Source organism: Enterococcus sp. S183_ASV_20 (assembly GCF_018919685.1).
In the GTDB taxonomy this organism is placed as follows: domain Bacteria; phylum Bacillota; class Bacilli; order Lactobacillales; family Enterococcaceae; genus Enterococcus; species Enterococcus faecalis.
Window position 1 is genome coordinate 126102 of the sequence record NZ_JAHLRI010000002.1, and the last position, 19117, is coordinate 145218.

Below are 19117 nucleotides of genomic sequence, written 5' to 3' on the forward strand. Positions count from 1 at the left end.
TAGTATATCACGAAAGAAATCGTTATCATATTTTCTTGAGAGTTCAACTTTTCATGAAAAAATTGAATAAAAAAACCAGACAAATTAGGAAAAGCACCTAATTGGTCTGGTTCATTTTCATTTATTTTTCTATCTCAGAGGTTGTTTCTTGGTGTAAATGACGATACACATTCTTTGCGACAGTTTCAGGTAACCCAGCTTTTCTTAATTCTTCAACACTGGCTGCCGTAATATTTTTAAGCGATTTAAATTCTTTTAAAAGATTTTTTTTGCGTTTCGGTCCCAAGCCTTCAATGTTATCTAATTTGGAAGCAAAACTATTTTTACTACGTAATTGACGATGGAATGTGATGGCGAAACGATGGACTTCATCTTGGATTCGTTGCAACAAGAAAAATTCTTGTGAGTTTCTTTCCAATGGTACAACTTCTAAGTTTGGACCAAATAAAAGTTCACTCGTTTTGTGCTTGTCGTTCTTGGCTAATCCAGCTACAGGAATATCGACTCCTAGTTGATTGGCTAACACATCTTTAGCAACATCGACTTGGCCTTTACCACCATCGATTAAAATTAAATCAGGAAAAGGCAAGCCTTCTTTTAAAACTCGTGAATATCTGCGATAAATGACTTCTCTCATAGAAGCGTAATCATCAGGACCTTGCACAGTTTTTATTTTATATTTTCGATACTCATTTTTAGCTGGCCGTCCGTCAATAAACACAACCATCGCAGAAACAGGGTTGGTTCCCATAATATTTGAATTATCAAATGCTTCAATTCGAATGGGCGCAGGTATGTTCATCGCATTGCCTAATTTTTCAACTGCGCCAATTGTTCGTTCTTGTTTCCGTACAATCAAATCGAATTTTTCATTTAGAGCAACTGCAGCATTTTTACTGGCTAATTTAACCAGTTTTTTCTTTTCTCCCCGTTGCGGCTGCAAGATTTTCGTAGCTAATAAAGCTTCAACGCTTTCTTTATCAATGTCATCAGGAATCAAGACTTCTTTTGGCACAAAATGCTCATTCTCTTGATAAAATTGTCCAATAAAAGTTAAAAATGCTTCACTGGCATCATCATAAAATGGAAAAATCGATACATCACGTTCGATTAATTTTCCTTGTCTGACAAAGAATACTTGGACACACATCCAGCCTTTATCAACAGCATAACCAAACACATCACGATCAATTAAATCTACATTCGTCATTTTTTGGCGGGTCATAACTGTTTCAATCGCTTTAATTTGATCGCGAAATTCTGCAGCTTTTTCAAATTCCATATGTGCTGCTGCATAAGCCATTTTTTCTTGTAAGCGGTCCTGAATTTCTGTATGTCCACCAGAGAGAAACCCTTTAATCTCTTCCACCATATCTTTGTAGACTTGCGGATCCACATCAAAAGCATAGGGACACAGACATTGTCCTAAATGATAATACAAACAAGGTGTTTTTTGCGATGGATTACATTTTCGCAAAGGAAAAAGCCGATCTAACAGTTTCTTTGTTTCATTCGCTGCATTTACATCTGGATATGGCCCGAAATATAACGCTTTATCTTTTAAAACCTTTCGAGTAATCATTAAACGAGGATATTTTTCGTTTGTGATTTTGATAAAAGGATAGGTTTTATCGTCTTTTAACATGATGTTATATTTGGGATTATTTTTATGGATTAAATTAATTTCTAATAAAAGTGCTTCAATATTCGATTCTGTCACAATATATTCAAAATCATCGATTTCACTGACTAATCGTTCTGTCTTAGTATCATGGCTACCACGAAAATAAGACCGGACACGGTTTTTCAAAATTTTGGCTTTCCCAACATAGATAATCGTGCCGTTTTTATCTTTCATTAAATAACAACCAGGTTGATCAGGAAGCAGTGCTAATTTATTTTTTATTCGTTCGTTCATACGATACTTCCTTTCTAACAAAATGCTTCATCTATTATACACCTCTTTTTGTAATTAAACAAAAAAAGCCGCTACTTTATGTACGAAAGAAACAGCCTGAAAAGACAATCGCTAATGATTTCTCTTCAGACTGAATCAGACTATTCGTAATGACTAATCAACGTTTATAAGTGTTTGGCAATCATTGCTTGCAATTGGTCTTTTGTATGAACACCGACTGCTTTTTCAACAACTTCGCCATCTTTTTTCAATAGCAATGTTGGGATGCTCATGATTCCAAAACTTGCTGGTGTTGCAGGATTTTCATCCACATCCATTTTGACGATTTTTACTTCGTCTTCATCATATTCTTCAGATAATTGTTCTAAGATGGGTGCTTGCATACGACAAGGGCCACACCAAGTTGCCCAAAAGTCGATTAAGACTAATCCTTCATCTGTTTCTGTTGCAAAATCTTTATCGGTAATTGCTTGTGTCATTTCACAAACCTCCTACTCTTTACTCTTATTACATGCTTAGTATAACACGTCATCTCTAAGATAGCGAGTGTTCTGCTTACTTATTGTAAGTCCTTGTTTATTGGAATTTTACGACAGTCGCACCATTACCACCTTGGTTTTGTGGTGCAAATTCATAGCTTTTCACACTGCGGTGATTTTTTAAAAATTCCGTTATTCCGGTTCTTAATGCACCTGTTCCTTTGCCGTGAACAATGGTTACTTGTGGATAGCCCGCTAGAATCGCAGCATCAATGTATTGGTCAACTTCTGCCAATGCTTCTTCGTAGCGTTTGCCACGTAAGTCTAGTTGTGTGCCAACATGACTGCTTTCTGCAGAACGAACCGTTGTAACTCTTGGTTTTGCTTCTTTTTGTGGAGCGACAGGCGTCATATCCTCTTCAGATACGTTCATTTTTAAAATGCCTAATTGGACTTGCCATTGTCCTTTGCCGTTGTCTTTTAATAAGGTCCCTCGTTGGCCGTAAGTATTGACAATTACTTCATCGCCAGCTTTTAATTTTTTCTGTTCTTTCGCCTTCTTCAGCACTTTGTTTTTAGCAAGCTTGGTTTCTTCATGGTGTAATTGAGAAAGTTGTGTTTTCGCATCAATTAACTGATGTTCTTTGACACCACCTTGTTGGCCACTTTCCAATTGCATTTTGCGAATATCAGAAATAATGGTTTCTGCGTTTTCTTCCGCTTCTGCAATAATTTTATTTGCTTCTTTCCGCGCTTTTTGTAATTCTTTTTCTCGTTCTTCAAAAAATACTTGATAGGCTTCTTTTAGTTCCTTATGCAAAGCTGCCGATTCATCGACATAGTGGCGAGCTTCTAAGTATTCAGTTTCGGCCATTTTGCGACGGTTTTCCAGGTCTTCAATCATTTCGTTTAAATCTTGACTTTCACCGTCCATTATTTGTTTTGCAGCTTCAATAATACTGTTGTCTAATCCAAGACGTTTCGAAATTTCAAAAGCATTACTTCGGCCAGGCACGCCAATTAATAAACGATAGGTTGGACTCAAAGTATCTACATCAAATTCCATACTGGCATTGATTGTTCCAGCTCGATTATAGCCATACACTTTTAATTCAGGATAATGGGTTGTTGCCATCACATAGGCTCCTTTAGCACCCAATGAATCTAAAATGGCAATCGCTAAAGCGGCCCCTTCTTGCGGATCTGTCCCAGCACCTAATTCATCAAATAGTACTAAACTTTGATGATCGACTTTCTTTAAGACAGACACGATATTCGTCATATGTGAAGAGAAAGTACTTAAACTTTGTTCAATCGATTGTTCATCCCCGATATCCGCAAATACTTCTGTAAAAATCCCCATTTTACTCTCTTCTTCCACTGGAATAGGTAATCCAGCTTGGCCCATTAATTGTAAAAGACCTAACGTTTTCAGAGTAATGGTTTTCCCGCCGGTATTAGGCCCTGTAATCACAATTGCTTGATATTCTTCTCCAATCACAATGTCATTGGCTACAGCTTTTTCTGGATCCAATAGTGGGTGCCGGGCTTGTTTAAAAACTACATGATTTGCTTGACTAATTTCTGGAACAACTGCTTTTAGTTCTTTTCCAAGTCGCGCCTTAGCATTAATAAAATCAAGTTTACCGATGACATAAGCATTATGCGTAATTTCACGGCGATAAGGGACCAACTCGGCCGACAGTTCTGCCAAGATGCGAGTAATCTCATTTCTTTCGGCAATTTGTTGTTGTCGCAAGCGATTATTCATTTCTAAAATTTGTTTAGGTTCAATAAATAAGGTTTGACCTGAAGCACTTTGGTCGTGAACCACGCCACCAAAAATATTTTTATATTCTTGTTTGACTGGAATCACGTAGCGTTCATTTCGCATAGTAACAAGGGCATCACTAAGGTAACGTGCGTTTTTCCCACGAATAATACTATCTAGTTCTTCTCGAATGGTCTGCTCACTACGTCGAATATTTTGCCGAATTGCCTTTAAGGCTGGCGAAGCTTCATCTGTGACGTAGCCATCATCATCAATGGCTTGTTTGAGTTGGCGATTTAATTCAGGCAAAACTTCTAGTTGCTCTCGCCACATATATAAACGTTCAAAATCCACTTCATTTTCACTTAACTCATCAAAAAAACGAGTCAGTTCTGAAGTAGTCGACAAGACACGGCCTACTTGTGCTAATTCTATGCCATTTAAATCCGCACCAATTTCAATCCGTTTCATGTGTGGTTGGATATTTTCTAATTTAGGAATGGGGATTCCACCACGTAATCGTTGAACTTTTAAACCATCCTGTGTTTCATTTAGCCATGATTGAATTTTATTTTCATCAGCAATCGGTAATAATTCCGAAACTTCGTTTGTCCCCTGAGCTGTCACAATAAATTGCAACAACTGTTGTTTTACTTTATCAAACCCTAATGTTGATAGAATACGCTGATTCATTTTTCCACCTACTTTTCTAACTTTTTCATTTGTTGAAAAGACTGAGACATAACATAAGAAGTTTCGCTTTGCTCACTTACTTCTTATCTCTATCTCAGTCCCATTCAGCTTTATTTCGTAATTGGTTCAACCCATAATTCATATGCTTGTTTTGTTAGAATTGGGGTATTTTTTACAATGCCTCGTGCCAAGCCACTTGACCGAAACTGATTTTGGACAACATCTGACGGAATCATTGACGCCGTAGCTAACACTAGAAAAAGACCCACGTATAACACAAGAACACTTAATACGCCACCTAATAGTCCATTTACCTGTTTCAAAACTGGAATAAATGTTAATCCATGTAAAAAGATCGCTAAAAAACGAACGACTAACCAGCCTGCAAACAGCAATAATAGAAACGCAACCGCTGAATAAAAGGCTTTGTCCAAGTCTAAAGAAATCTCTTGATTAAAAAAGACAAGCTTTGACGTTGGCGTAACCGATGGATATGGAATATACAATTCTAAATGAGAGGCGACCTCTTTGTAATAAGTTCGAGCAACAAAATATGAAATTAAGTAACCTACCGAATAGAGCACTTGTAAAATCAAGCCTCGTTTAGCTCCTGTATAAAATCCAAAGGCTAAAAGTAATAAAATAAGTATTGTTAACATCTTGTCATCCTTTCAGGAACTACTCCGAAACACCTTTATTTTGAATCTGCTGTTTTCGATTTTCATTCAAAATTTGTTGGGCTTCCACATGATTATGAATTTCTACATCTTCTTGTCCATTCTTTTTCAAAACATCCCGTGCTTCTTCTTCGATAATTTCCATTCGGCGCACACGATTCTCTAATTCAGCCAAACGAATGGTTTTCTGTTTTAAATCTGCTACTTGTTTTTCCAATTTTAAAGCATATTCTTGTTTTTTTAGTTGATCTGAAATTGCATTAATTGCTAATAAAACAGAAGCTTGTTCCGTATCAGTTTGCGGAGAAAGATGTTTAATTTCCGCCAGTTGTTCGTTGACAATTTTTGTGACTAAATCCATATGTTGTTTTGACTCTTGGCCAATAATTGTATACGTATGGTCTGCAATGATTGCTTTATATCGTGTTTTTTCATTTGATGCCATGTTGAGGTTCCCTCCTGTAAATCAATCCATTCTTGCTTATTGTACCATGAAAAAAAAGCGAAGCGCAATTTTCGTACAAATTCTCTCTTATTATATGCCACAAAGCGAAAAATTTAAAGATTTCTTTACAAGAACTCTGGCAATTTAAGAACGAATAGAAATTGTGTAGGAGAAAAAGCGTGGAACAAAAAGTCAAAGTGATTTTTGTCCCACGCTCAAAACCTGATAATCAGCTAAAAACGTTCGTCTCAGCTGTACTTTTTAAGGCTTAGTTATTATCTTTCATCTTTTCTACACGTAAACAACGCATAGCATTTAAAACAGCGATAATAGTTACACCAACATCAGCAAACACTGCTGCTTGCATTGAAGCCAAGCCTAATGCACCTAGTACCAAAACAATGATTTTAACAGCAATCGCAAAGATAATGTTTTGTTTAACAATTCTCAATGTTTTTCTTGATAATTTAATCGCAGAGGCGATACGACTTGGTTCATCATTCATAATCACCACATCAGCAGCTTCAATTGCCGCGTCACTTCCTAAACCACCCATGGCAATCCCAACATCAGCCCGGGCTAAAACAGGTGCATCATTCATGCCGTCACCAACAAAGGCAACTTTGTTTTTAGGTGAGGATGCTTTTAACAACTCTTCTAAACGATCCACTTTGCCATCTGGTAAAAGTTCTGCATAAACTTTGTCAACACCAACTTCTTTTGCAATAGCTTCTGCAACTTGTTGATTGTCTCCAGTCAGCATAACAGTTTGTTTGACCCCTTCAGCTTTTAATTCTTTTATTGCTGAAATGGCGTCTGGTTTCAATTGATCCGCAATCACTAAGTAGCCTGCAAATTGATTATCAATAGCGACAAAAATTAAAGTTCCCGCTTCCTTCACTTCTGGTGCTTCGATACCAAATTGTTTCATTAACTTCGCATTACCGACTAAAACTGTTTTGCCTTCAATTGTGGCTTTGATACCGTGTCCGGCAACCTCTTCAATTGCTGTTGCTGGAACAGTTTCTTTGCCATAGCTTTCTTTAATAGAAATAGCAATAGGATGAGTGGATAATTGTTCTGCTGTTGCTGTTAAACGTAACAACTCTTCTTTAGGCAAAACAACACTAGTTATGTTTTGAACCACAAAATTTCCTTTTGTTAGCGTACCAGTTTTATCAAAAACAATTGTTTCCGTATTCGCTAAAATTTCTAAATAGTTACTTCCTTTAATTAAAACACCTAGTTTGCTAGCTCCGCCAATTCCACCGAAGAAACTTAAAGGAACAGAAATGACTAAGGCACATGGACAAGAAATAACCAAGAACGTTAATGCCCGATAAACCCATTCATTAATAGAAGTATCAGGGAAAATAAATGGTGGAATCACTGCCAATAGGATAGCTAAAACAACGACAACTGGTGTATAGTAACGAGCAAATTTAGAAATAAAGTTTTCTGCAGGGGCTTTTTTACTGCTAGCATTTTCAACTAAATCTAAAATTTTGCTAACTGTTGAATCCCCAAATTTTTTCGTAACATTAATGGTCAAGGCCCCATTTTTATTGATAAAACCACCTAAGATTTCATCGCCGACTTTGACCGTTCTTGGAACGGATTCACCAGTTAACGCAGAGGTATCTACCATGCTTGATCCATCAATAATGTGGCCATCTAACGGAACTTTTTCACCTGGTTTCACTAATATTTGTTGCCCAATTTCAATTGTATCTGGAGCGACCGCTTTTATTTGTCCATTTACTAAAAGATTTGCTGAATCTGGACGAATATCCATTAATTTGGCAATTGATTTTCTGGATTGATCAACTGCAGCACTTTGGAACCATTCGCCGACTTGGTAGAATAACATTACTGCCACAGCTTCGGGATATTCCCCAATAAAGAATGCCCCAATCGTTGCCACAGACATTAAGAAATTTTCATCAAACACTTCCCCACGAAAAATATTCGTTACCGCTCGTTTGACAATGTCGCCACCAATTAAGACATAAACGACTAAATAAGACGCCAAAGCAACCCAATTATTACTTGGTTTAATGATAATAAGTGCTAAAAATAAAACAAATGCAATAATGATACGAATTAAGCGATTCTTATTTGGATTACGTCCCTCTTCTTCTTTGACATCTTTTAAAGAAATAACTTTGACATCTGGTTCTAACTTACCAATCACTGCACGCGCTTCATTTTCGACTTCTAAATCATGTCCTGATTCAACTTCCAGTGTCATTTTTTCAGCCATGAAGTCCACACGCGCTTTTTCTACTCCGTGAATTTTTTGGACAGATTTTTCAATTTTGTCTGCACAACTTGCACAATCAAGTCCTTCTAGTTTATAACTCTTTTGCATTTAAACACCTTCACTCCCTATATAATAGCGATTATTCCGTTTACATGAATAACCTTTCATGAATCTATTATAAATGAAGATGCAATCATATGTCAACCGCTTCACGTAATCTTTTTCTATTTTATAGACATAATGGCATAATTGCTGTAGGTGGAATGGATAACTGAGTAATAACTTTCGGATTGAGTCTATTGCTCCCTTTCCACCAAATTTTGGTTTGTTGGTGTTGAAACCAAGCACTTTGTTCAAAAGGTGCTGACAATGTTTGTAAGTGATGCACTTCGATTTGATTGGTTGCCTGCGGTTCTGTTGTGAAATCATGGGCCCGAATACCTATAGAATGACAAGAAATAGGAACTTCTTGTGTAACCATTAGTGTTTGTTGCCAGCCAATCACTTGGACTCTGTGCGCATCTATGCGTTTGACAGGCCAAATATTTTTACAACCAGTGAGTTTAGCTGCTTCAATCGTTTGAGGTTGGTTAAATAATTGATTTGTTGCACCAAAAAGTGTTTGGTTTTTTGTGATTATCACTAAACTCTGACATAACTTATACAGTTCATCTAAACTATGACTCACAATTAAGGCATGTTGATTTAAATTACTTAATCGCTGTTGAAGTTCAATTTGCAGCTCTTCCTTTAAGGGTGCATCTAATGCGGAAAATGGCTCATCTAATAATAGGTAAGCCGGCTGAGCCGCTAGCATTCGCGCAAAAGCCACTCGTTGTCTTTGTCCTCCAGAAAGTTGACTAGGATATTGTTGTTGGACTTTAGTTAAGTGAAAAGACGCAAGCAATTGAGTGACCAATTGTAAATCTTTTGTCACGCACGTGAGATTTTCTACTACCGATAAATGAGGAAACAACGCATACTGCTGAAACAAAAGACCAATTTTTCGTTGTTGCGGCGACAAATTGATCTTTTTTTCAGCATCGAATAAGACTTGATCATTTAAAACAATCTGACCTTTATCCGCAGTCTCAACACCCGCAATACATTTTAATAACATACTCTTGCCACAACCAGAAGCACCTAAAATTCCTGTTGTTTGCGTCTTTGTTTCAAACTGAATTTGCAAAGTATGACTTTTCAATTCTTTTTGAATATCAACAATTAATCTCATTCCGATCTTCTCCAAGCGCGCTGACTAAAAAATTCCGTAAAAAATAAAATAATCAGGCAAAGTAATAACATAATCACAACATATTGATTGGCTAAACGCCAATCCCCACTTGCTACAGCAGAGTAGATAGCTAAAGGAAGCGTTCTTGTTTTGCCAGCAATATTCCCTGCTAACATTGTCGTCGCTCCAAATTCACCTAACCCGCGGGCAAAGGCTAACACGCCACCGGCCAAGAGACCGTTCATCGACAAAGGTAACGCAATTTTTCTAAAATATCGACTTTCCGAAAATCCGAGTGTCTGGGCCACAGCCAACAATTCACTATCCATTTGTTCAAACGCCGTTAAGGCTGAACGATACATTAAAGGAAATGAAACAGCAACGGCAGCAATAACCGTAGCTGGCCATGAAAAAACAACTTGAATGGCAAAAAAATCAAGTAAAAACTGGCCCACTGGTTGCTGAACACCAAAAATAGTTAAGAGAAAAAAACCAAAAACAGTCGGCGGTAAAACTAATGGTAACGTAAATAAACTATTCAAAAGAATTTTTAATTTACGATTTTTCAAACGAAAAACAATATATGCAACGCCTGTTCCTAAAATAAAAGTAAATAAAATGGCGATTATTGCTGTCTGAAAAGATAAAAGAATTGGTCGAACATCCATTTTCCCACCTACTTTGTTAACTTAAAGCCAATATTTTCAAAATATTTTCTGCATTGTTGACTCTGTAAAAAATTAAAAAAAGCATCCGCTGATTTTTGTTTCTTAGAGGCGGCAACTTTACCAACTGGATAGATGATTGGCTTCTTCAAAGCAGCTTCAGGCATGGCCGCAACAATCGCTACTTTTGAATTGGTTGCTGCATCTGTCGCATAAACTAAGCCAGCTTCTGCACTTGCATTAGCTACCCATTCAAGGACTTCTGTTACATTCGTGCCAAAGCTTGCGTGTTTTTCTACATAAGACCAAGCGCCTAAAGCTTTTAAGCCTTCTTCGGCATATTGACCAGCTGGAACACTTGCAGGATCACCAATTGCTATCATTTGGGCTTTTTTTAAATCAGAAAAATCATGCCACTTTGCTTGATCTTGGTTAGGCACAATAAGAACGAGCTGGTTTTCCAATAAAGGAACGACACTTTTCTTATTAATTAGTTTTTCTGCAACCAATGCATTCATTTGTTTTGTCGAAGCCGAGAAAAATACATCGGCTTTTAGGCCTTTTTCAATTTGCATCTGTAATTTTCCAGAACTATCATAGGTTCCAGTTACCTGAATATCTGGATGCTCTTTTTCAAAGGCTGGAATAATTTTCTTCTCCATGACTGATTCTAAGCTAGCTGCTGCCGCAAGGGTTATTTCTTCTTTTTTTGTTGAAACTGTTTCTTTTTGCGGCTGATTTGTACATGCAGCAATTAGGGCAACTAAACTGAATAAACTAAGCAAGAACACAGTCTTTTTTTGTTTAGACATTTGAACGCCTCTTTTCTTTTATAAATACCCGCCATAACTCAAGTCAATAATTTCAGATTTTTTAATCACTTCTTTGGCCATTAATCTTGGTAACAACAAATCAAAAACCGTTTTTTCTGAAAATAAAACACCACCTGGTAAGCCAATGATCGTTTGCTCTCCTTTATAAGCTAGCAAAAACATTGAGCCTGGTAAGACTGGTGTCCCATGGGTTACGATTTCAGCACCTGTCTGCTTAATTGCTAACGGTGTCAAATCATCAGGATCTACACTCATACCACCTGTACAAACAATCAGATCAAGCCCTTGTGCTAACATCTTTTTGATCGCAACAGTAATTTTTTGCGGCTGATCATCGACAATTTCTTGCTTGACAATCGTAACTAAAGGATACGCGGAGAACTTGGCTTTTAACACAGGGTAAAAAGCATCCTCAACCAATCCTGTGTAAACTTCACTGCCAGTAGTTACAATCCCGACCCGTATTTTTTTGAAAGGTTTCACAGAGATTAGTGGCTCAGACGTGCTGAGCTGGCGTGCCTTTTCTAATTGCCCTCTAGAAATTGTTAGTGGAATCACTCGAAAGGCTGCAACTTTTTCATCTTTCTGAACTTCTATATTGGTAATTTTAGTTGACAAGGCAAGACCTTCAATTTCATTTAAAGCAATTAATTTTTCTCGATTGACTTTTAAAAGACCTCTCGTGCTAGCTTTAGCAACAATTTTCCCTTCATGGACTTCACTCGGCTGACATGAGTCATCTGTTAACAGGTTATACAAAAATGTCGCTGCCTCTTCTTCATGTATTTCTGCTGGATCCAAGGAAACAAACAGATGTTTTTTCCCTAATGATAAAAGAATTGGAATATCTTCTTGAACAACTATATGTCCTTTTTTAAAACACACTTCCTTGGTCTTCCCATAGTCAATTCGCGTAATATCATGACTCAATGGAAGGCCAACTGCCTCTTCTGTTCGAATTGTTTTCATGGTTTATTCCTCATCATGTATGATTTTTTTATTTGTGATTAAATCCAAAGCGTGGGGCAAAACAGGCAACAAAAAATGCAAATGTTCTGTTACACTTTTCGGGCTACCAGGCAAATTAACAATGAGCGTGCGTCCTCTTTGAACAGAAACGCCTCGACTTAACATAGCAAATGGTGTTTTTTCCAAGCTAAGTTGACGCAAGCCCTCACTGATCCCAGGAATGATTCGCTCTGCTACACGTAAGGTAGCTTCTGGGGTCCGATCCCGTTCACTCAACCCTGTGCCGCCTGTCGTTAAAATCAAATCACAGGTCTTAGACCACTCTTGCAATAGCTCTACTAATTGATTTTCTTCATCTGGTAAAATGGTTTGTTTGGTTACCTGGTAGAGCGCAGGTAACTGTTCACGAATCAAGGGACCCGATTGGTCGACAGCAAGCCCTTGAAAGCAACGATCACTTAATGTTACAATGCCCACTTTAAACAACGTCTAACTGGTCTCCTTTTTTAATATGACCTTCTGTCACAACGACTGCAAAGATTCCTTCTCTAGGCATGATGCAATCGCCCACTCGCGCGTAAATCTGACAGTGTTTATGGCACTCTTCCCCAATTTGAGTAACCACCAATTCGGAATCACCTATTTTCATTTTCGTTCCAACAGGTAATTGACGTAAATCAATCCCTGAGACGATTATGTTTTCCCCAAAAGCACCATTGCCAACCCGAGCTCCTTTTTCATTGAAAGCCGTTATTTCTTCAAAAGATAACAAACTGACTTGTCGATGCCAATTCCCGCCGTGCGCATCATTTTCTAATCCGAAACCTTTAATTAAGTTGACTTCAGGAATTTCCTTTTTCTGTGTGCCTCTTCGCTGGCTAATATTTATTGCAATAATTTCTCCTGTTTTCATACTTACCCTCCTATTTGTGACATAAATCGTTGTTCTCCTTGTTGTTCCAAGAAAAGATGTTTTTCAGGCTTACAGGCAATGCCACTCTTAATAATCCCTAACAATTCTGCTGTTTGTTCCTTAGCTAAAGCTTCCTTTAACGAGTAGCCGTCTGCAGAATGCAGGCACGTTTTTAAATGGCCGTCTGCAGTAATTCGGATTCGATTGCACGTCTCGCAAAAACAATGCCCTAATGCACTAATAAAACCTATTTTTCCTTTAAAATCTTTTAAGGCGTAATAACTAGCAGGGCCATTGCCCAATGGTTTTTGGTATGGTTGCAACGTTCCATAATGTTTGGTTAAAATGGCTTCTACTTCTTCTTGTTGCATACCTGGATGCGCCTTCCCTAATCCAATTGGCATCATTTCAATGAAACGAAGATGCACAGTCTCTTTCTTAGCGATTTCAGCCAGTTCTACAATTGTTGCTTCACTTAGCTCTTTCCTAGCTACAGTATTAATTTTGATATTAGGTAATCCCACATCAATCGCTTGTTCTAAGCCCGCCAGAACATTCCTTAACTGACCAACTCTTGTTATTTCTCGAAATTCTTCTGGATCCAAAGTGTCTAAGCTAATATTAATGCCGTCCAAGCCCGCCTCTTTTAACCCTTGAGCCTCACGAGCTAACTTCATGCCATTAGTCGTTAGGGTTACTTTTTCGATGCCTGAGATTTGCTTTATCCTTTTAATTAAAGAGAGTAAATTCGGTCTAACAAGCGGTTCACCACCTGTTAATTTAACTTTTTTGATGCCTTCTTTCGCTAATATCCTCAGTAAAAAAATAATCTCATCATCTGTTAGAAGCTGCTCTTTTTTTAAAAAGCAAAGACCTGTTGCTGGCATGCAATACGTGCAACGTAAGTCACAACGATCTGTTAAAGACAAACGAACATAATCAATTTCACGGTTAAATGCATCTTTCATGCTGTTCACTCATCACTTTCCTTTGATTTAATTGAAGAACGAATGAAATGACCACTACGTCCACCATTTTTCTCTAATAAACCAATGTTTGTCATTGTCATTCCGCGATCAATTGCTTTACACATGTCATAAATTGTTAAGAGTGCTGCCTGCACACCTGTTAGCGCTTCCATTTCAACGCCAGTTGAACCCACTGTTTTTGTAAAGCAACGTACTTCTAAACAAGTTTGATTGCGCCAATCAAACTGAATTTCACACTTTGTCAAAGCAACCAAATGACACAAAGGAATCCATTCAAACGTTCGTTTCGCGGCGGTAATCCCAGCTACTCTTGCTACCTGTAATACTTCACCTTTTTTAATCATTTGGGTCTGGATCGCTTCTGCTGTCGCTTCCAACATGTGAATTTCTCCATAAGCGAGGGCTGTTCTTTGAGTGTCATTTTTTTCCGAAATATCAACCATATGCACTTCTCCTTGTGTATTCAAGTGCGTAAATTCCTTACTTTGAACCATTTCTCCACCTCACATTTGACATTTGTTAACGTTTACACAATACTTCTTTTTCAAGTGTATCACTCTTGCATCAAAAAAACAATCTGGCATCCATAATTTTTTTTAGCGAGAAATCGAAGTTAAAAAAGTTAAGCGACAAAAATTACGTGCTTTGCTTAGCCCGACCAGACTTTTGTCTAAGTCTTAAAACTTGATAAGCAATAAGAGGTCGGGACAGAAGTGCTTAACTCCGAGAACCAAGTAGGTACTGTTCAACATCTATTTGCTTTGCAAATAGTGTTTCTCAGCAATAAGAAGAAATTTCCGAAAATTGTCATAAAACACAACGAGGAACGAGTTGATGTTGCATGATACACTACACTCCGTTTCGTTCGCATCAATTTCTACGCATGGAACATGCTAGAATTGAAGGACCCGGTGTTCTTTAATTTTTGGAGACCAAGTCCTTCAATTCTTAGTGATTTATCACTTAGAGATTGATGAGATCGGAGCTCTGCGAAGTAGGTATTGTTCATCATCGAATCACTACGTTCTTCGTGATTTTCAACAATTTCGGCTTATTTCCGAAGGACCTTCACCAAGTAGGTACGATGATTTCATCTGTTCATGCTTCACAGTGAAACATCGCAACTCTTAGAGCTGTAGCTCTTTTGAAGGCTGTACTGTGACGAGACGCATGTCGAGAAAACACCTTAGAAGTTGTTGAGATCGGAGCAACGCGTAGTGTTGCTTCTGTTCCCGCCGTTTATCAATTTTTAAGCCTGGAACAAAAATCCAAAGTGATTTTTGTTCCAGGCTCTTACTTTCATACTAATCTTAGGTCAGGTTGTCATCAAGTCTGCCAATAATAGACTTTTACAAGCGCGCCTTTTTTGAGTAGTACACCAGCTGGTTGTTCTAGCAGGCAATTTGTTTCTAAAGTATTTGATAAATTGGATGAAAGATGACTTTTTGTCACTAAATTTACTGTGCCATCTATTTCTTTCGATCGGTAAAATCGACGTAGTCTACTTGGTGCTAATTCATGCGCTAAAATTACTGTTCGTTCCTTGAGATTTAACTCGACACAATTAAAAAAAGTAGCTAATAATGTCCAGTAAAAAAGATGTAAATTAACCATTGCCGCAAACGGATTGCCTGAAACGCTTAAAATGAGTGTTTCTTGAAATTTACTTCCCATAACTGGGGTTCCAGGTTTCATATTTACAAAATGAAACAACTCTGTTCCTCCGATACGTTTAATCGCTAAAGGTAAATTGTCCTTTTCACCTACCGAAATACCACCACAAGTAATTAATACATCAAGTTTCGGTGAAATCTCAATCAGCCTCTTCGCTAATTCTTCAGGGTCATCTGAACAATGGTCTAGGTGGATTACTTCATTACCACTCGCTTTGACAAAAGCTGCTAACATGTAGAGATTACTATTATAAATTTTCCCAACTGACAGCGGTTCTTCCAAAGAAACTAACTCACTACCGGTCGCTAAAATCCCCACTTTCATGCGCTTCAAAACAACAACTTTATCAATCCCTTGCATTGCCAACAAACCAATCATGCGACTATTAATCTGTTGATGTTTTGCTAAAATTTTTTGCTGAAAAGCAATATCTTCTCCAATTTCCGCATAGTTTTGGCCCGCAGTGACAGAGCGAAAAATTTTAACATGGTCTTGCCCAAAATCCGTCCATTCTTGTGGCACTACAGCATCAAAATCGGTTGGAATAAAAGCACCTGTTGTTATTTTAATCGCACAGTTATTCGTCTGATTACAATAAAACATGGAATCCCCTGCCACTAAAGAACCGACGACTTTTAAACAACTTGGGCTTTCAGCAGTCGCACCTCGTGTTTCTACTGCACGAACGGCATACCCATCCATCCCGGCACGAGGAAAATGAGGAATCGCTGTCTCTGCAAAAATGGTTTCTCCGCTAATCCGTCCCAAGGAATCAAGCAGCGCCACTTCTTCTGTTTCACATTGACTCTTCATATGTTGGGTCATTTTCTCTCGTGCTTCTTCCAACTCGATCATGTTTTAACCATCCTTTTTTATTTATTCACTGGTTTAATCGCAACGGCACAAACTTTATATTCAGGAATTGTGGCGATATCATCAAATACAGCATTGGTGATTTCGTTAACATTCCCATCTGGAAAGTGGAATGTCATAAAGACTTCTTGCGGAAATACTCGATTTCCGACAGCCGCATAGGTTTCGATTTTGCCACGTCGAGAATGAACTTCAACTTTGTCACCTTCTTGGATTCCCAGAGCTTGTGCATCGACTGCATTTATCTCAATATAAGAGTGATTCGCTATTTGGTTAATCCCTTCCGTTCGTCCTGTCATTGCTCGGGTATTGTAATGGTAAAGCATTCGGCCTGTCGACATTAAATACGGGTACTCTTCATCTGGTAATTCTTGTGCTTGCTTATACGGAATTGCTTTAAATAAACCTTTCCCACGAGCAAAACTGCCCACATGCATAATCGGCGTACCTGGATCTGTCAAGCTACGACAAGGCCATTGTAAGCTCTCCTTCTCTAATCGTTCATAATTAATTCCACCAAACGAAGGCGTCACAGCTGAAATTTCTTCCATAATTTCTTTTGCAGATTCATACGCACAAGGATAGCCCATTCGTGTCATGACTTCACAAAAAATTTCATAGTCTTCTCGCGCTTGTCCTCTTGGTTCAACAGCTTTACGGACTCTTTGCACGCGCCGTTCTGTATTTGTAAATGTCCCGTCTTTTTCTGCATAACTGATACCTGGTAAAACGACATCTGCATAAGCAGCCGTTTCTGTCATAAATAATTCTTGAACAACTAAAAAGTCTAAACTTTCTAAAGCTTGACGAACATGTCCTGTGTCTGGATCCGTAACAATTGGATCTTCTCCAAAAATATAAAGGCCTTTGACATTTCCTGCCGTTGCTGCTGGCAAGACTTTAGTAGAAGTTAAACCTGTGTTTCGATTTAACGGCACATGCCAAGCTTTTTCAAATTTGTCGATTACTTCTGGATTATTGACTTTTTGATAGCCTGGGAAATCATAAGGCATACAGCCCATATCGCAAGCACCTTGAACATTATTTTGACCTCGCAAAGGATTGACACCACAGCCTGGTTTTCCAACTTTACCAACCAACATTGCCAAATTAGACATACTCATAACACCCTCAGTTCCTGTCGAATGTTCCGTTACGCCTAAACAATAAATGATTGGTGCTTTCTCTGCTTTTGCATACATGCGTGCTGCTTGAATTAAATCTTCTGGATGAATATGACAAATTTCTGCGACTTTTTCCGGCGTATAATCAGCCACCATTTTTTCTAAATCTAAAAATCCTTCTGTCCGTTCTTCAATAAAGTGGCGATCTGCTAAACCTTCTTTCAAAATCACATGCATCATGCCATTAGCAAATGCGACATTCGTTCCCGCCTGAACTTGTAAATGCAGCGCACTATCCTTCACTAAGTTAATTTTCCGCGGATCAACAACAACAACTTGCGTTCCTCTTTGGATGGCTTGGCGAATTTGCGCACCAATAACTGGATGAGCTTCTTCTGGATTGGAACCTACTAATAAAATCATGTCGACATCTTCAGTGATATCAGCAATAGGATTAGTCATCGCACCAGAGCCTAAGGTTTGGGCTAAACCATGGACCGAAGCCGAATGACAAACACGGGCACAGTTATCAACATTATTGGTACCAAAAGCAGCACGCACCATTTTTTGAAAGACATAATTATCTTCATTTGTCGCTCTAGAGCACGAAAAACCAGCAAGAGCATCCGGACCGTTTTCTGCTTTAATTTCGTTAAATTTTGACGAAACAAGCGTTAAGGCTTCTTCCCAAGAAGCAGGTTCAAAAATCCCATTCCGTTTAATTAATGGCTCCGTTAAGCGATCTCCTGACCCAACAAATTTATATGAAGCAAATTTTCCTTTCACACAAAGTAAATTTTTATTAGCTGGTCCATCTAGGGGTTCAACACCCACCAAACGATTGTTTTTAACGAGTAAATTCATCTGACAGCCTGTCCCACAATGCGGACAAGTTGTAGGAATTTTCTGGGTTTCCCATTTGCGGTACTCTTTCGTATCTTTTGCTGTTAACGCTCCTGTAGGACAGGAAGAGACACAATTGCCACATGATTCACAGATAGATTGATCAAACGCCTGCCCATAACTCGGCATCATTTTTGTTTCAAAGCCACGATTAGCAATACTGAGTACATCTCTTCCCTGCCGCAATTGACAGACACGGGCACAACGACGACACATGATACACTTTTCTGGATCATAAGAGAAAAATGGATTACTGGTATCTTCTTGATGGCAAGGCATTCTTTTTCCCTCGGTAAAGCTAGTGGCATCAATCCCATAATCTAGCGCATACTGTTGTAATTGACAATCCCCGTTTTTTCCACAAGAAAAACATTCTAATTTATGATTACTCAATAATAAATCAAGAATAAAACGTCTGGAATCAGCAACTTTTTCAGAATGTGTTGACACAACCATGTCCTCTTGACAATGTGCCGTACAAGCAGTTGTTAAGCCACCACGTCGGCCGCCTTCCACCTCAACCACGCACATCCGACAAGAACCATCAGGCGCTAATTCCTTTAAATGACAGAGCGTTGGGATTTCAACACCTAGCCCTTTCGCTGCTTCGAGAATGGTAGTCCCTTTAGGCACAGTTACTTCTTGGTTATCAATAGACAATGTAACTGTTTGCGTATGCAACTTTGTTTTCATT

At 38.3% G+C, this 19117-nt stretch carries 16 protein-coding genes; all 16 read right to left on the reverse strand.

Features of this window, described 5'->3' with window-relative positions; all coding sequences use genetic code 11:
* Positions 1–121 precede the first annotated feature (121 nt).
* The gene (gene uvrC, locus KQI94_RS01795) at positions 122–1918 is read right to left on the reverse strand and encodes an excinuclease ABC subunit UvrC (RefSeq protein WP_002366633.1); all 1797 of its coding nucleotides are present in this window, start codon (positions 1916–1918) and stop codon (positions 122–124) included.
* Between the two features lie 164 nt (positions 1919–2082).
* The gene (gene trxA, locus KQI94_RS01800) at positions 2083–2397 is read right to left on the reverse strand and encodes a thioredoxin (protein ID WP_002357703.1); all 315 of its coding nucleotides are present in this window, start codon (positions 2395–2397) and stop codon (positions 2083–2085) included.
* A 97-nt stretch (positions 2398–2494) separates the two neighbouring features.
* The gene (locus tag KQI94_RS01805; RefSeq protein ID WP_002369462.1) at positions 2495–4861 is read right to left on the reverse strand and encodes an endonuclease MutS2; all 2367 of its coding nucleotides are present in this window, start codon (positions 4859–4861) and stop codon (positions 2495–2497) included.
* Positions 4862–4971: 110 nt separating this feature from the next.
* Positions 4972–5520, reverse strand: a complete 549-nt coding sequence (locus KQI94_RS01810) for a CvpA family protein (RefSeq protein WP_002369463.1) — start codon at positions 5518–5520, stop codon at positions 4972–4974.
* Positions 5521–5539: 19 nt separating this feature from the next.
* Positions 5540–5983: a cell division protein ZapA gene (zapA, locus tag KQI94_RS01815; protein WP_002357706.1), complete on the reverse strand. Its 444-nt coding sequence runs from the start codon at positions 5981–5983 to the stop codon at positions 5540–5542.
* Positions 5984–6251: 268 nt separating this feature from the next.
* A complete protein-coding gene (locus KQI94_RS01820) occupies positions 6252–8354 on the reverse strand; it encodes a heavy metal translocating P-type ATPase (RefSeq protein WP_002369464.1) in 2103 nt (700 codons plus the stop codon).
* Between the two features lie 121 nt (positions 8355–8475).
* The gene (locus KQI94_RS01825; RefSeq protein ID WP_002390519.1) at positions 8476–9480 is read right to left on the reverse strand and encodes an ATP-binding cassette domain-containing protein; all 1005 of its coding nucleotides are present in this window, start codon (positions 9478–9480) and stop codon (positions 8476–8478) included.
* Positions 9477–10148 (reverse strand): molybdate ABC transporter permease subunit, encoded by a 672-nt coding sequence (gene modB / locus KQI94_RS01830; protein WP_002360415.1) that lies wholly within the window; start codon positions 10146–10148, stop codon positions 9477–9479. The genes KQI94_RS01825 and modB overlap by 4 nt, the downstream gene beginning before the upstream one ends.
* Before the next feature lie 8 nt (positions 10149–10156).
* Positions 10157–10957: a molybdate ABC transporter substrate-binding protein gene (gene modA / locus KQI94_RS01835; protein WP_002369466.1), complete on the reverse strand. Its 801-nt coding sequence runs from the start codon at positions 10955–10957 to the stop codon at positions 10157–10159.
* 18 nt (positions 10958–10975) lie between these two features.
* Positions 10976–11947 (reverse strand): molybdopterin-binding protein, encoded by a 972-nt coding sequence (locus tag KQI94_RS01840; RefSeq protein WP_002369467.1) that lies wholly within the window; start codon positions 11945–11947, stop codon positions 10976–10978.
* Between the two features lie 3 nt (positions 11948–11950).
* Positions 11951–12433 (reverse strand): MogA/MoaB family molybdenum cofactor biosynthesis protein, encoded by a 483-nt coding sequence (locus KQI94_RS01845; protein WP_002361756.1) that lies wholly within the window; start codon positions 12431–12433, stop codon positions 11951–11953.
* On the reverse strand, positions 12426–12860 hold the full coding sequence (locus KQI94_RS01850) for an MOSC domain-containing protein (RefSeq protein ID WP_216454308.1): 435 nt from the start codon (positions 12858–12860) through the stop codon (positions 12426–12428). The genes KQI94_RS01845 and KQI94_RS01850 overlap by 8 nt, the downstream gene beginning before the upstream one ends.
* Before the next feature lie 2 nt (positions 12861–12862).
* Positions 12863–13837: a GTP 3',8-cyclase MoaA gene (moaA, locus tag KQI94_RS01855; RefSeq protein WP_002369469.1), complete on the reverse strand. Its 975-nt coding sequence runs from the start codon at positions 13835–13837 to the stop codon at positions 12863–12865.
* A complete protein-coding gene (gene moaC / locus KQI94_RS01860) occupies positions 13834–14343 on the reverse strand; it encodes a cyclic pyranopterin monophosphate synthase MoaC (protein ID WP_002369470.1) in 510 nt (169 codons plus the stop codon). Before moaC ends, moaA begins: the two co-directional genes overlap by 4 nt.
* An 832-nt stretch (positions 14344–15175) precedes the next feature.
* Positions 15176–16378, reverse strand: coding sequence for a molybdopterin molybdotransferase MoeA (locus KQI94_RS01865; protein WP_002369471.1), 1203 nt, complete (start codon positions 16376–16378; stop codon positions 15176–15178).
* A gap of 17 nt (positions 16379–16395) precedes the next feature.
* On the reverse strand, positions 16396–19116 hold the full coding sequence (gene fdhF, locus KQI94_RS01870) for a formate dehydrogenase subunit alpha (protein WP_002369472.1): 2721 nt from the start codon (positions 19114–19116) through the stop codon (positions 16396–16398).
* Position 19117: the final 1 nt, after the last annotated feature.

Excerpts from the sequence above, each read along its gene's own strand:
- uvrC (WP_002366633.1), bottom strand. The coding sequence starts at position 1,918 with ATGAACGAACGAATAAAAAATAAATTAGCACTGCTTCCTGATCAACCT.
- trxA (WP_002357703.1), bottom strand. The coding sequence starts at position 2,397 with ATGACACAAGCAATTACCGATAAAGATTTTGCAACAGAAACAGATGAA.
- KQI94_RS01805 (WP_002369462.1), bottom strand. The coding sequence starts at position 4,861 with ATGAATCAGCGTATTCTATCAACATTAGGGTTTGATAAAGTAAAACAA.
- KQI94_RS01810 (WP_002369463.1), bottom strand. The coding sequence starts at position 5,520 with ATGTTAACAATACTTATTTTATTACTTTTAGCCTTTGGATTTTATACA.
- zapA (WP_002357706.1), bottom strand. The coding sequence starts at position 5,983 with ATGGCATCAAATGAAAAAACACGATATAAAGCAATCATTGCAGACCAT.
- KQI94_RS01820 (WP_002369464.1), bottom strand. The coding sequence starts at position 8,354 with ATGCAAAAGAGTTATAAACTAGAAGGACTTGATTGTGCAAGTTGTGCA.
- KQI94_RS01825 (WP_002390519.1), bottom strand. The coding sequence starts at position 9,480 with ATGAGATTAATTGTTGATATTCAAAAAGAATTGAAAAGTCATACTTTG.
- modB (WP_002360415.1), bottom strand. The coding sequence starts at position 10,148 with ATGGATGTTCGACCAATTCTTTTATCTTTTCAGACAGCAATAATCGCC.
- modA (WP_002369466.1), bottom strand. The coding sequence starts at position 10,957 with ATGTCTAAACAAAAAAAGACTGTGTTCTTGCTTAGTTTATTCAGTTTA.
- KQI94_RS01840 (WP_002369467.1), bottom strand. The coding sequence starts at position 11,947 with ATGAAAACAATTCGAACAGAAGAGGCAGTTGGCCTTCCATTGAGTCAT.
- KQI94_RS01850 (WP_216454308.1), bottom strand. The coding sequence starts at position 12,860 with ATGAAAACAGGAGAAATTATTGCAATAAATATTAGCCAGCGAAGAGGC.
- moaC (WP_002369470.1), bottom strand. The coding sequence starts at position 14,343 with ATGGTTCAAAGTAAGGAATTTACGCACTTGAATACACAAGGAGAAGTG.
- KQI94_RS01865 (WP_002369471.1), bottom strand. The coding sequence starts at position 16,378 with ATGATCGAGTTGGAAGAAGCACGAGAGAAAATGACCCAACATATGAAG.
- fdhF (WP_002369472.1), bottom strand. The coding sequence starts at position 19,116 with ATGAAAACAAAGTTGCATACGCAAACAGTTACATTGTCTATTGATAAC.